Below are 13716 nucleotides of genomic sequence, written 5' to 3' on the forward strand. Positions count from 1 at the left end.
GACGGTGTCGGTTCGTTTCGGAAAGGGCGCCGATCAGGCACCGATGCGTGAGCGCAACGCGCTCGCCGCACCCGTGGCGTGCTGGTAGGCCGACGACGTCCGGACACGTGCGTACAACCCCATGTTCTTGACGCGGAACTTCCACATCGGGTTGCCTCGGTACACGCCCGTTCTCGGAACGGCGTAGCGCTCGCCCTGCTCGGGCTTGTCGGGAAGGGCCAGCGCGACGTCGTAACCGGCCTTCTGCGCGGCCCGCCGCACGTGCTCGGCGTGGTGCCCGAACGGGTACGCCAACGTGGTCACGGCCGTGCCCAGCAGGTCGGACAGCAGCTCGCGGCTCTCCGTCAGATCGGCCAGGCACTCGGCCTCCGACAACGTCGGCAGGTCGGCGTGGACCATCGAGTGGCTGCCGATGTGCCAGCCCCGGTCGTGCAGCTCGCGGATCTGCTCCGCCGTCATCAACGGCGGCGCGTCGGCCGGGTCGAGACCCGTGATCCAGTCGATCGTCACGCCCTCCGGGCGCAGCGACCCCGCCACGATGTACATCGAGGCCGTCAGGCCGTAGCGCGACATGATCGGCACCGCGTGGTCGACGTAGTCGGCGAAGCCGTCGTCGAACGTGAGGACCGTGGCACCCGCGGGCGCGTCACCGTGCGACGCGACGTGGGCCTGCACGCTGTCGAGCGACACGACGCCACCCCGGCGGGCCATCGCCGCGCACTGCGCGTCGAAGTCGATCGGCTCGACCGACACCGGGTCGTCCCACCCCGGGGCGACCGAGTGGTAACACAGGATGCTCACAGCTCGACCCTGCCACAGGATCCTGAGAGACCGGTCCGGGGGATCAACGCCCCGCACCCGCCCGCGCCGCGTCGGCCTCGGTCAGACCCGCGTCCATCCTCTCCGCGACCGCCGCCCACGACGCCACGTCGGTCAGCCAGCGCGCCCCCGCCAGCCCCATCTTGTGGGCACGCTCGGCGTCGGTGAGCAGCTCGACGACCGCCGCGGCCAGCGCCGGTGCGTCGTCCGGCGGGACCAGCAGGCCGGTCTCCCCGTCGTGCACGACCGAGGGCAGCTCGCCCACCGACGTGGCCACCACCGGGCGGTCGAACGTGTAGGCCAGGTGCACCACGCCGCTCTGGGTCGCCCGCTTGTACGGCGTCACCACGACCCGCGCCGCGCCGAACAGCACCGGCACCTGCTCGGCCGGGACGTAGCCAGGATGGGTCTCGACGCCCAGGGCGTCGGCGCGCGCCTGCAGCGCAGGCAGGTCGACCCCGTACACGGCGCCCGCCACGACGACCTTCGCGTCGGGCACCGCGGCCCTGATCGCGGGCACCGCGTCGAGCAGCACGTCGATGCCCTTGTAGGCGCTCCACGTGCCGAAGAACAGCACGTTAGGGCCGGTGTCGGCGACATCGGGCACGGGGGCGTCGCCGCGCAGGGCGTTCTCGTCGCCGTGCGGGATGACGACGACCGGGCACGTCACCTTCCAACGCTCCAGCACCCGCCGCCGCGGCTCCTCGCCCAGCACGAAGACGACGTCCATCGACGCCCAGGCCTTCGCCAGCGTCGGGTCGAGCACGCGGCCGGTGCGGTCGACCGTGGTGTTCTGCTGGTTGTGCAGCACGGGCTCGTGCGAGATCAGCCCCAGCCGGGCCCTCCGCAGCAGCCTGCGCGCGGCCAGCACACCCACCGCGTCGACCGTGTAGCGCCAGTTCGACCAGATCACCGTGCCGGGCCGGTCGCGCGCCAGGAACGCCAGCAGCACGACCCAGGCGACGACCAGCTGGCCCGCGCGCAGGACCCGGCGGACCTTGTGCAGCAGCGGATGGATCTTCTTCGGGTCGGCCGGGTGCCACGTGGGCAGCACCGGACGGACCCGCAGGTTGGGGTGCTGCGGCACCAGCTCGGGGCGGGGCCCGGTGTAGAGGTGCACCTCGTGGCCGCGCTCGGCCATCGCCGCGGCGAGCTGCGCGCTGAACTGGTAGAGCCCGCCCGCGGGCGGGAACTCGACGAAGGCGACGCGTCTGCGGTTCACGGGCTCTCTCGGGTGATCTCGGGGACCGGCTCGGGCGGGCCGTCGACCGGTGACCCGGTCGGGGGATTGCCGACGTCGGGTCTACCAGACCGCCCCGACATCCCGGCCGGTGGCCACCCGCGAGCCGCGCCGGCCGGTCGCGGTGCCACACTGACGAGCTGAACAACCGGACACAACGCCCGATTCACCCGTCACCGTGCGTACGTGACCCCGGCCGCTCCCGGGACCGAACGATGGTCGAGAATCGGCCGATGCCGCAGCCCGATCGTGCCGTCGTGCTCGTCGCAGGGGCCGAGTCACCCACCGGGCTCGGGGTCGCCCGCGCACTGCGCGACGAGGGGCTCACCCTGGTCGGCCTCGCCGCCGACGTCACGGCCTCACCGTGCCGGTCGGCGCTGTGGCACGAGATCGTCCACGACGGCGGCGACGACACCGGCGCGCGGCTGGCCGCCATCCGTGCTGCCGCCGCCCGCTACGGCCGTCCCGTCCTCGTCCCGGTCCGCGACGACGTGGTCGAGCTCGTCGCCGCCCACGCCGACGAGCTCCGCACCGTCGTCGACTTCGTGATGCCCACGGCCGACGTCGTCACCACGCTCCTCGACAAGACGGCCTTCCACAGCTGGGCCGTCGACCACGGGTTCCCCGTGCCCCACACCGAGATCGTCGCCGACCAGGCGGCCCTCGACGCCGCGCTCGCGCGTGTCCCGTACCCCGCCGTGATCAAGCCGTTCGAACGCACGCCCGAGTGGCAGGCGGCGAGCCCACGGCACAAGGCCTACCGGCTCGAGTCCGCCGCCGACGTCGACCGCCTCGGGTTCCGGCTCCTCGACGCCGCCCCCCGGTTCGTCGTGCAGCAGTGGATCCCGGGCACCGACGCCGACGTGTGGTTCTGCCTCGTCTACCGCGACCGCACCGGCCGCGAGGTCGCCTCCCAGGTCGGCCGCAAGCTCGTCCAGTGGCCCGTCGGGACCGGCTCCACCGCCCTGGCCACGACGGCCGCCGACGACGACCTCCACACCCTCACCCGCGACCTCCTCGACGCCGCGGGCCACGTCGGCATCGGCTCGCTCGAGGTCAAGCGCAGCACCGCCGACGGCAGGCTCTACATCACCGAGCCGACCGTGGGCCGGCCCAACCTGCAGTCCAACATCGCCACCGCCGCCGGGGTCAACCTCACCGTGCTGCAGGTCCGCGACGCCCTCGGCCTCGACCTGCCCCCGGTGCTGGCGCCGCGACCCGCCGTCTGGATCCACGAGACGACGATCCTGCGTGCGCTCGCGGTCGCCGCCTCACGCCGCGCGCTCGACGTCCGGGCGCTCGTCGCGGCCCTGCGCGGGGCGAAGGGCCGGATGGCCGCCTTCGCCGCGCCCGCCGACCGCGCCCCGCTCACCGCCGAACTGCGTCGCCTCGGCGGCAAGGCGGCCGGGTCGGTGCAGCGCAGGGTCCGCCGGGGTCAGGCCCTGCCGGCCCCGTCACCGGCGACGGCACGCGCGTCGGCAGAAGGCTGACTCACCAGCCGTTGCAGCGGTTCCCGACCACGAACGACTTGTTCGACGCCTGCGCCGGCAGCTTCATCACCTGAAGCTTCTCCGTCGGGATCTTCGTCAGGTCGACCCACGTGTCGTCGGGCAGCAGTCCCGTGAACGCGCCCGGCGCACTCTGCGGGTGCTGCGCGTAGATCGTGAAGCCGCCGCTCGTGTCGCCCAGGATCATCCCGTACTTCTGCATCGCCGTCGCGATCGTCAGCTCGTACTTGTTGAGCCCCAACGACTTCAGGTTCAACGACGGGTCCAGTCGCATCCGTGCGCCCTCCGGCAACGCGTTGCCGCCACCCGACGTGCCGTCGCTCTTCGTCGCCGGCGCCACCGGACCACCCGACTTCGTCTGCGGGTAGGCGAACACCAGCGCGTGGTTGATGACGCCCCGGCGCAGCTCGTCGGCCGTCACGATGCCTGCCGCCGCACTGAAGCCCGACCCGCGCGACCCCATGCCGCCCGGGTAGATGCCGTTGCTGTTCGTCGGGATCGCGTTGCCCCACGACGCCGACAGTCCGCCCGAGCCGCCCTTCGCGCCCCAGAAGTCGTACACACAGCCCGTCGACCGGTCGACGATCGACAGGTGCGCGTCCTCCGACGGGTCCGGCTTCGCGTTCGCCGGGACCGGCACGTTGCGCAGCTCGCTCGCACCCCAGTCCTCGGTCAACCGGACCGTCTGGCGCGGCGTCGACGCGTCGGCGTAGTACACCGGCACCGTCCACTGCTTGAACGACATCAGGAACTTCTCGCCCTGCATCGCGCTCACGTAGCCCGACGAGTTCGGGTCCACCGCGGCACTCGCCGCCAGGACCTGACCCCACGGACTGCCCGGGCCGCTGAACAGCGCCGACGAGCCGCTGCCCGCCCCGGTCGAGCCGCCACCGCCGGTACCGCGCGACCCCGTCGAGGGGGACGACGACCGGCGCGGCGCCGTCGGCGAGTTCTCCGCACTCGACGGCGGCTGCGGGGGAGCGGTCGTCACCGGAGGGCTCGTCTCGACGACCAACGCCGCCGGGTCCGGGGACGTGTCGAGAGGCGCGTTGGAGTCGGGTGCGTTCAGGACGATCGGCAGCAGCGACGCCACCAACGCCACGAGGGCGGGAACGGCGACCGCCAGCAGCAGCCGGCCCGTCGAACGTCGGCGTGGTCGAGCCGCCGACCGACGGTGTCGAGTCACGGTGTGCAAGTCCTTCCGAATGCTCGCCGTCGGCCCCAACGTCGGCTTCTCGAACCGGAGCCCGGGTCCCATCCCCGAACTCCTCAACCGCCCCGGGACGGGTGCCCCGGGACGCACAGCTCCCCCCCGGGACGGAGTATGCCCGTCCGAACACCACCCGAACGGGCGACAACCGAACCCGTCGCCGACATGCAGTGGTCGCGGGGACGACCGGTCGCCCGGCGGTCGATCCCCAGGAACCGACGGCGTGTCGGCCCCGAACGACGGGTGCGCGGGAACGCCCGTCGCACCGGCGGTACCGTTGAACCCCGGTCCGGTTGCCGCGCCGGCCGCCACCCGGAGGGCTGGTCAATGTCGTTCCCCCGGCCGCATCGTCGGCCATCGGCACTCGCCGTCACGTCCCGAACCCGCACCGCAGTGGTCCTGCTCGCCACCCTCGCCGTGCTCGTCGCCGGCTGCTCCGGCTCCGGCGGCGGGGACCAGGCACCCACCACCACCGCGAACGCCCCCGCCGACGCCGAGAAGATCCCCACCGGCATCACCGGCCCCGACGGATCCCGCCTCTTCACCGGCGCCGGCAACCCCTGGACCACCCCGGTCCCCGACGGCACCGCACCCGTCGCCGGGTCCGACCGCTACGTCCAGAAGCTGCTCACCGAACGACCGCTCGTCTCCGTCAACGGCTGGACCATCCCCGTCTACGACGCCGACGCCGCCACCCCCAAGTACACGGTCACCGCCTCCGAGGACCACACCGGCCACGGCGGCTGGGTCATCCCCGGCGTCCCCATCCCGGCCAACGCCAAGCCCGACCCGCAGGAGGACGGCCACATGGTCGTCGTCGACCGGCAGGCCGGCTGCGTCTACGAGTTCTGGCAGGCCCGCAAGGAAGGCAGCGGCTGGGGCGCCTCCTGGGTCAACGCCACCCCCGCCGACGGCGACGGCATCTACCCCGACGGCATCTCCGCCCGCGCCAGCGGCCTCTCCGCGGGCGCCGGGCTGATCTGGCCCCAGGAGCTCGCCGCCGGCGAGATCAACCACGCCCTCGTCTTCGCCTACCCCTACACGAGGTCCGGCGGCCCCGTCGCCCCCGCGACCTCCAGCGACGGCACCACCGGCGGCTCCGACGCCCTCCCCGAAGGTGCCAGGCTGCGGCTCGACCCGTCGATCGACGTCGACTCCCTGGGCCTGCCGCCCGCCCAGACCGTCATCGCCAAGGCTCTGCAGAAGTACGGCATGATCCTCGCCGACACGGCCGGCGGCTTCACCCTCTACGCCGCCTCGCCCCAGAGCTTCGCGTCCTTCCCGTACCCGCAGAGCTGGTCGCACGACATCTGGAAGGACGTCAGCGACATCCCCTTCGACAAGCTGCAGGTCGTCAACGACGGCCCGCAGGTCGACAAGCACGACGGCCCCCCGATCACCAACCGCTGCAACGAGGCCGTCCTGCAGCCGCCGCTGCAGGACGGTGGCGGGGGCGACGGCGGGGGCGAAGACGACTGACCCCGCTCGGGCTCCCGGTCGTGCCGCGGCGTCCGGGCGCTGTGACGGCCCGGGCGGCGGCACAGGGCCCAGGCGAGCCGCGCGGTCCGGAGCCGCGGGGCGGTCCGGAACTGCCGCGCGCAACCTCATGGTTGTGTCCGTGCCCAGGGACAGCAACGAGGTTGCGCGGGGGTGGCGCCCCGGCCTGTGCGCGTCGGGCTGCCGCTCCAGCACCCGTTGCGTGGGCGGCGCACTCCTTGCAAGGGGTGCGGGGGCTCGGGAAGGGGTGCAGGAGCCGGCCGGGGCGGAGCGTGTCCGGCTCGCCGGTGGTGAGGTCTTCGGTGGTCGAGTCGATCCCCGGCTCCCAGGTGGCCGGCTCTCTCGACGTGGTGATGAGCCGCCGCACTGTCAGCCGAATGAGAGGCGCGGTGGGCGGTGCTCGTAGGTCGCCGTCACCGCGTTGGTTCTGTTCTCCGGGTGACGTGGCGGCCCGGTTGCCGGCTCGGCGAACGCGATGGCGGCGCGCCCATGGATGCGAGCCTGTGAAGCCTCGTGCGCAACCTCATGGTTGGTCTGGCGGCTCGGAAGAGGAGTGAGGTTGCGCCTGGGCTGTCGGCTGGCCGCTCCTGCACCCGTTGCGGGGGCGATGCACCTCTTCCAGGAGGTGCGGCGCCCCGAAGTGGGTGCGGCGCCCCGAAGTGGGTGCGGCGCCCCGAAGTGGGTGCGGCACCGAGCCAGGTCGCCGGGCCCACAGCACGTTCGGTGGCTGTGTGGACGCCGGTGGCTGTGTGGATGCCGGTGGCTGCGTGGGGGCCGGGCAACCCGCGTGGGGGCCGGGCGATCCATGTGGGGGCCGGGCAACCCGCGTGGGGGCCGGACGATCCATGTGGGGGCCGGGCAACCCGCGTGGGGGCCGGGCGATCCATGTGGGGGCCGGGCGATCCATGTGCGGGCTGGGCGACCCGCGGGGGGACCGGGCGACCCACGTGCGGACCGGGCGACCCGCGTCGTGAGAGCTGCCCGAGCGCGCTCACGACACGCTCGTCGGCTGCCGTCGCGCCGAGAGTGTCGTCAGCGTCGCGCCGCAGCGTTCACCACATGCTCGGCGGTCGTGCCGCCAGTCCTGCGCGGCACACGGGGGGCCGGGCCCGGGTCACCGAACGTGTCGTGACAGCTGTCGGAGCGCGCTCACGACACGTCGGCCGGCCGGACCGACGGCGAACGTGGGGGCCGGGCGAGCCGGGTGCGGGCTGGGGCGCGTGGGGTGCCCAGGTAAGTCGCGCAGAACGGCGCGGCTGGGGAGCGCGCCTGCGGGGCGCAACCTCACTGTCCTCGGAGCGAGCCCGACGAGCAGTGAGGTTGCGGACGGTCAGATCAGCCAGACGCCGCGGCGGCGTTCCTCGCTGCGGATTCTGCCGCAGAGGAAGAGCACCAGGGCGATCTCGCCCGCGGTGGCCAGCAGGACGATGCGCAGGGTGGTGCCGTCGACGACGCGTTCATCGGCGACGTCCTGCACCGACACCGTGACGACGTTGTAGACCGCGTTGAGGCCCTGCTGCGAGATGGCCTTCGGGGCGTTGACGACCACCGCGTCGCGGCGCTGGATGGCCTCGGCGGGGGAGTCGCCGACGGCGCGGACCGTCATGACGCCCCGGACGGGGTCGGCGACGACGGTGGTCTCCTGCGTGGCCGCGCCGCCCTGGATGACGGAGGCGTAGGCGGGGAGGACGGCGGTGCGTCGGCGGATGTCCATGGCGTAGCCCGGGTAGCCGGCGCCGGTGGCCTGCAGGGTGAGCTCGCTGGTGGCGACGTAGGTGTCGCGGCCCAGCACCGTGACCAGGGTGGCGCCGACGACGGTGGCTGCGGCGGCGGTGGCCACGGTGACGGCGGCGGCGAAGAAGAAGCCCTTGCGGGCCTGCGCGGTGGCGCGGGCGGGCATGCGTCTGCGCAGGCTGCGGTCGGTGCGGGCCACGCTGTAGGCGAACCCGATGAGGGCGCACACCAGCAGGAAGGTTCGCGAGTAGGCGAGGTGCAGGAACAGGCTGGCGGCGGAGAAGCCGACGATGGCGGCGATGCCGGCGGCGCCGACGCCGCGGGTGAGCCGGCCGCCGCGGGCGTCGGGGAAGGTGCCGGCGAGGCGGGTGGTGGCCAGGTAGCCGAGCACGAGCATGCCGACGATCAGCACCGACCAGCCGAGCATGCCGACGATGCCGGTCTCGGACAGCAGCTCGAGGTAGAGGTTGTGGGTCGCGGTGATGTCGCCGGTGGGGCCCGCGTTGGTGAGCGGCGCGTACTGCGACATCGTGTGCGCGAAGGAGCCGGGCCCGGTGCCGAACAGCGGGTTGGCCTTGAAGACGCCGAAGGCGACCTCGCCGATGTTGCTGCGTTCGGTGAGGGACTGGTCGGCGGCGTAGTCGGGTGCCGACGACACGGCCTGGGTGAGCGTGAGCAGGCGGTCGCCGATGCCGGGCAGCAGCAGGATCAGCAGCGAGATCGGCGCGAGGAAGAAGGCGCGGCGGCGCACCCGCGGCCCGGCGGCGACGAGCCACACGACGATGGTGAGCCCGGCGGCGAGCATCGTGCCGCGCGACTGCGTGAGGTAGAGGCCGAGCAGGATCGCGAGCGTCGCGCCGGCGGAGAAGAGCAGTTCGAAGCGGCTGCGGCGGGCGAGGGCGCGGTGCACGAACGCCAGTCCGAAGGGGAGGCCGAGGATGAGGAAGCGGCCCCAGAAGTTGGGGTCGGGCAGGGGCCCGGAGTGGCGGGCGGCGGCGATGCCGGCGCCGGCGTTGGACTGGATCGTCGAGAAGCCGCCGAAGGTCTGCGAGTTGCCGACGACGTACTCGCTCAGCGCGGTGAGCACGGAGATCCCGGCGAGTGGCACGAGGATCGCGACGATCGTGTACCAGGGCTTCGACGACATCTGCAGCAGCAGCGACACGATGACGACGAAGACGATGTCCTTGAGGTGGTCGGACAGCGCGGAGGTCGTCGACGCCGGGTCCTGGCTCATCGCCGCGGACGGCACGATGGTGACCAGGTAGGCGAGCAGCAGGGCGGCGGGGATCCACCAGCCGGGCCGGACGCGGTCGCGGTAGCGCTTGCGCGCGAGCCCGACGACGACCGACATGCCGCAGAGGCCGAGCAGCGCGGTGTAGATGGACACCGGGGTCGCTATCACGCCACTGGCGTTGGCGAACTCGCTGGCCACCATCAGGAACAGCGCGACCGTCGGGATCATGACGGCCGCGCCGACGACGGCGACCGCGACGATCGCGCCGACGACGATCAGCGCCATCTGCGGCCCGACCGTGAAGGCCAGCACCAGCATGGCGACGCCGAGCGCCGCGAGGTACCCGCCGTTGCGCTGGACCGCGAGGCTCAGCGTGGACGGCGTGGACCGCGCGGTGTCGGCGGGGGCCGGCCGTTCCGGAGCGGCGGGAGGCCGTTCCGGGGGCCGGACCGACGTCGTGGTCACGAAGAGGACGAGCCGCGGGGCGTGTAGGCGCCGGACGGCCGGGCGGGGGCGCCGGGACCCTTGGCGGGGCCGCCGTTACCGGACGCGCCGTTGCCGGGGCCGCCGTTCTTGGCTCCGGTGTTGGCGGGGCCGCCGTTCGGTCCCTTGCCGGGGCCGTTGTTCGGGCCGCCGTTGGGACCGTTGCCGGAATTGCCCGGGCCGTTGCCGGGACCGTTGCCGGGACCGCTGTTCGGGCCGGGAGCGCCGGGCCCCTTGGGGCCGCCGGAGGAGCCCTTCGGACCGCCGGGGCCGTTGCTGCCCGGACCGTTGGCACCGGGGCCGTTCGCGCCGGCACCGGCGGGTACGCCCGCAGGCACGGGACCGTTGCCGTTCGTCGGGCCGGCCGGGGGCGGCGGCACACGGCGTGCGGGGGCGGGCTCGGCGGCGGCAGGCTCCTGCCGGCGCGCCCGCGCCCGGGCCACGACCAGCGCCACACCGGCACCGATGAACAGCCCACCGGCGAAGACGACCATGAGCAGCTGGCTCTCGGGGATGCCGGCCGAGACGGCCGTTCCCGCGGCGGGCTGCGCGACCTGGAGGACGTAGGGGCCCGACACCTGCTGGACCGTCGGCGTCGCCGCCGTGACCAGCGCGGTCGCGGCCGCCTCGGCGCCCTGCGGGCTCGTCGTCGTCACCGTGACGGTGATGAGGCTGGTGCTCGCGGTGGCGGCGGCGGTGACGGTGACGTCGGCCGGGCTGACGTTCGCGGCCTGCGCCGCGGGTGCCAGCCACTGCGTCTGCTTGAGGACCTCGGCCCCGATGGTCGCGGCCTGACCGCCCGCCAGCGACTCCCAGTACGAGGGGACCTGCTCGGCGGGCACGGTGGGCGCCGGCACGAGGGCGACCTGGGTGGTCGCGCGGTACGTCGGCTGCGCGGAGCCGACGACGAGGTGGGTCACGAGCAGGGCGAGGAGCGCGGTGACCAGTCCGGTCGCGGCGATCACGAGCAACGCCTTGCGACTGAGTCCCTGGTCGTTCACGTCGCCTCCTTATGTGGGTCGACGGTGAGGACGGTCGGTCGTGTCGTCCCAGGTGGGACGGGGTCAGACGCGCACCCGGCGTGAACCGGCCGCCTTCACGGCGAGGGCGTCGTCGTACAGGTCCGCCAGCCGACCCGCCCAGCGGCGGAGGTCGAAGCGATCCTCGGCGAGTCTACGGGCCGCCTCTCCGAGCTCCGCACGGCGTGCGTCATCGGTGAGGAGCGCGACGACCGCGTCACCGAGCGCGGTGGCGTCACCGGGTGCGACGAGCAGGCCGGTGCGGCCGTCGTCGACGATCTCGGGGGTGCCGCCGACGGTGGTCGCGACGGCGGTCAGGCCGCTCGCGGCGGCCTCGATCGCGGCGGTGGGCAGCGCCTCGGTGAGCGAGGGCAGCAGGGCGAGCGTCGAGCCGCGCAGGATGGCGGGGACGTCGTCGCGGGAGCCGGCGAACACGACGCCCTCGCCCGCGAGCGACTCCAGCGTCGCGCGGTGCTCGCCGTCGCCGACGATCAGCAGGGTCGCGCCCGGCACACGCTCACGCACCGACGGCCACGCCCGCAGCGCGACCTCGTGGCCCTTGGGCTTGCGCAGGGCGGCGACGATCGTCACGACCGGCACGCCCGACGGCACGCCGAGATCGGCGGGCAGCGGCTCGGGGACGCCGCCTGCGGCGGGGCGGAACGACGACATGTCGACGCCGTTGTGCAGCACCCGCCACGACGGGCGGGGCGAGCCGTGGATGCTCTCGGCGGCCGCACGCGCGGCCTCGGAGACGAAGATGAGGGAGTGGCCGCGGCCCGCGGAGCGGATCGCGAGCTTCTCCTTGGTCCGCGCCGGCAGGGCGCGGCCGTGGGCGGGCAGGTGGTGCAGCGTCGACAGCACCGGGACCTTGGCCAGCCGGGCCGCGAGTGGCACCAGGACCGACGACGTGCCCAGGTGCGCATGCACGACGTCGGCACGGGCCTCGCGGATCTTCTTCGCGATGAGCGGGACGGCGTTGCGCTGACGCATGAGCCTGATCCCGATGTAGCTGGGATCGAGCCCTGCGTCCCGCAGGACCGGGAAGCTCAGTGACCGTTCCGGGGTCGGCGGCGCGAGGGACGCCACCGACATGTGGAGCCCGAGGTCGGGGGCGACCCCGTTGAGGGTGGCGAGCAGCCGCTCGGCACCGCCGTAGGCGAACGTGTCGATGATCTGCAGGACGCGGAGGGAACGGTCAGTCACGGGGAAGGGTGATCTCGTGGGTGATCTCGAGCGACGCCGCGGTGGGCTCGTCGCGCACGGGGTTCTGGATGCTGGTGTGCTGCGGGAGCCGCGGCAGCACCGTGGTGGGCGCGTCGTCCATCGGCGCCGGCGGGGTGGGGACCTCGGCGGGCGGGGACGGCACCGGCAGGACGGCCTCGGGGGCACGCTTCGGAACCAGCTGCGAGATCGTCCAGAAGGCGATCTTGACGTCGAGCCAGACGGACCAGGACTCGGCGTAGAGGTTGTCGAAGTGCGCACGCTGGTGGATCGAGGTGTCGCCGCGCAGGCCCTGCACCGCTGCGTAGCCGGTCAGGCCGACGGGGACACGGTGGCGGAAGCGGTAGCCGGGGATCGTCTCGTTGAAGCGCTCGACGAAGTAGCCGCGCTCCGGGCGGGGGCCGACCAGGCTCATGTCGCCCTTGAGCACGTTGACCAGCTGCGGGAGCTCGTCGAGGCTCGTGGCGCGGATGAACTTGCCGACGCGGCCCAGGCGGGTGTCGGTGTCGATGTTCCAGCGGACGTCGCCCTCGCCGCCGACCGGGATCAGCGAGCGGAACTTGAACAGGGTGAACGGGACGCCGTGCTGGCCGATCCGCTCCTGCTTGAAGATGACGCCCGGGCCGGTCTCCTTGCGGACGGCTGCGGCGATGACGGCCAGCACCGGGCTGACCATCACGAGCGCGACGGCGGAGACGGTGACGTCGATCGCGCGCTTGACGCGCCAGGCGCCACGCGGGTGGCTGATCGGGCGCAGCCGCTGCAGCGGGATGCCGTCGACCATCTCCGAGACCTTGTTGCGCTGGTGCAGCTCGAACATCCGCGGCACGACGTAGACCTCGGCAGCGGAGCCGGTCAGCTCACGCACGGCGTCGACGACGGCATCGTCGCGGTGGGCACCGAAGGTGACCAGGACGACGTCGATGCGGTGCTCGTCGACCAGCTGCGCCAGCCCGTCGACCGAACCCAGCTGCGGGCCGAGGTCGGCCAGCAGGGGACGGTCGTCGTCGACGAAGCCGACGACGCGGATGCCGTACCGCAGGCCGTGGTCGAGGCTGCTGCCCAGGCGGGTGCCGGCCTCGTCGGAACCGACGATCAGGGCGCGCAGGTGGTCACGGCCGTCCTTGCGGCGGCGCCGCACGACGGCGAACGCGACGGTGCGGGCGAGCGCGAGCGCGACGAGCGCGGCCACGCCGGTGAGCAGCACGTCGAGCGGGCGCGCCAGGCCCAGCGGGACCAGGACGGCGTCGGCCAGGACCGTCGGGACGGCGACGAGCAGCGCGGTGGCCGGCAGGTCGTCGAGAACGGACAGGGCGAAGCGCCAGGCGTTGCGACGGCTCACCAGGGCGCCGATCGCGATCGCCGCAGTGACGACCACGGCGGGCAGCGGCGCGAGCAGCAGCGCCGTCAGAGCGGCCGTGGCGACGAGCGCGACGACCTCGAAGCTGTTCACGATGATCGTGAACTTGTTGCGAGCCGCGCGGCCCCCACGCGCATGCCTGCCCATCGCCGATGTGCTCCCCCCGGCGGACGGGTCCGTCGGCGGTGCCGTCGGACGCTTCGCCGAATCGAATACCTCGGTCAACTACGTTCCTCCTCGAGAAGGCTCCGGGCCCCCTTGCTGTGCGGCGCGTCTTCGACGTCCACACGACCCGGGCACTCACGACGGCCATCGCCGCTATCCCTAAAGACGTTTCACCGCCGGGGATGTTGCTTCCGGTCTTCGAACAACCCATCGGGCTAGT

General features: G+C 73.3%; 9 protein-coding genes. 2 read left to right on the forward strand and 7 right to left on the reverse strand.

Annotation, left to right across the window (positions count from 1 at the left end; genetic code table 11):
• Positions 1–33 precede the first annotated feature (33 nt).
• Positions 34–801, reverse strand: a complete 768-nt coding sequence (locus AB7F12_RS22900) for a polysaccharide deacetylase family protein (protein ID WP_428501169.1) — start codon at positions 799–801, stop codon at positions 34–36.
• 43 nt (positions 802–844) lie between these two features.
• On the reverse strand, positions 845–2041 hold the full coding sequence (locus AB7F12_RS22905) for a glycosyltransferase family 4 protein (RefSeq protein WP_428501168.1): 1197 nt from the start codon (positions 2039–2041) through the stop codon (positions 845–847).
• A 251-nt stretch (positions 2042–2292) separates the two neighbouring features.
• Between AB7F12_RS22905 and AB7F12_RS22910 the strand changes: the two genes are divergently transcribed.
• Positions 2293–3549: a hypothetical protein gene (locus AB7F12_RS22910; protein WP_428501167.1), complete on the forward strand. Its 1257-nt coding sequence runs from the start codon at positions 2293–2295 to the stop codon at positions 3547–3549.
• Position 3550: 1 nt separating this feature from the next.
• On the opposite strand, the gene AB7F12_RS22915 is transcribed toward AB7F12_RS22910, so the two are convergent.
• The gene (locus tag AB7F12_RS22915) at positions 3551–4753 is read right to left on the reverse strand and encodes a hypothetical protein (protein WP_428501166.1); all 1203 of its coding nucleotides are present in this window, start codon (positions 4751–4753) and stop codon (positions 3551–3553) included.
• 417 nt (positions 4754–5170) lie between these two features.
• Here AB7F12_RS22915 and AB7F12_RS22920 point away from each other — a divergent pair, with 417 nt between their 5' ends.
• Positions 5171–6256 carry a hypothetical protein gene (locus AB7F12_RS22920; RefSeq protein WP_428501165.1) on the forward strand — a complete coding sequence of 362 codons (1086 nt, stop codon included), beginning with the start codon at positions 5171–5173 and terminating at the stop codon, positions 6254–6256.
• Positions 6257–7604: 1348 nt separating this feature from the next.
• On the opposite strand, the gene AB7F12_RS22925 is transcribed toward AB7F12_RS22920, so the two are convergent.
• The 4 genes from AB7F12_RS22925 to AB7F12_RS22940 form a co-directional block, all read right to left on the reverse strand.
• Complete coding sequence (locus AB7F12_RS22925) at positions 7605–9710, reverse strand: O-antigen ligase family protein (RefSeq protein WP_428501164.1); 2106 nt, start codon at positions 9708–9710, stop codon at positions 7605–7607.
• Positions 9707–10729 carry a hypothetical protein gene (locus AB7F12_RS22930; RefSeq protein ID WP_428501163.1) on the reverse strand — a complete coding sequence of 341 codons (1023 nt, stop codon included), beginning with the start codon at positions 10727–10729 and terminating at the stop codon, positions 9707–9709. Before AB7F12_RS22930 ends, AB7F12_RS22925 begins: the two co-directional genes overlap by 4 nt.
• A 63-nt stretch (positions 10730–10792) precedes the next feature.
• Positions 10793–11953: a glycosyltransferase family 4 protein gene (locus tag AB7F12_RS22935; protein ID WP_428501162.1), complete on the reverse strand. Its 1161-nt coding sequence runs from the start codon at positions 11951–11953 to the stop codon at positions 10793–10795.
• Positions 11946–13478, reverse strand: a complete 1533-nt coding sequence (locus AB7F12_RS22940; protein ID WP_428501161.1) for a sugar transferase — start codon at positions 13476–13478, stop codon at positions 11946–11948. The genes AB7F12_RS22935 and AB7F12_RS22940 overlap by 8 nt, the downstream gene beginning before the upstream one ends.
• Positions 13479–13716: the final 238 nt, after the last annotated feature.

This window comes from Pseudonocardia sp., assembly GCF_050250275.1.
Lineage (GTDB): Bacteria > Actinomycetota > Actinomycetes > Mycobacteriales > Pseudonocardiaceae > Pseudonocardia.

Excerpts from the sequence above, each read along its gene's own strand:
- AB7F12_RS22940 (WP_428501161.1), bottom strand. The coding sequence starts at position 13,478 with ATGGGCAGGCATGCGCGTGGGGGCCGCGCGGCTCGCAACAAGTTCACG.
- AB7F12_RS22910 (WP_428501167.1), top strand. The coding sequence starts at position 2,293 with ATGCCGCAGCCCGATCGTGCCGTCGTGCTCGTCGCAGGGGCCGAGTCA.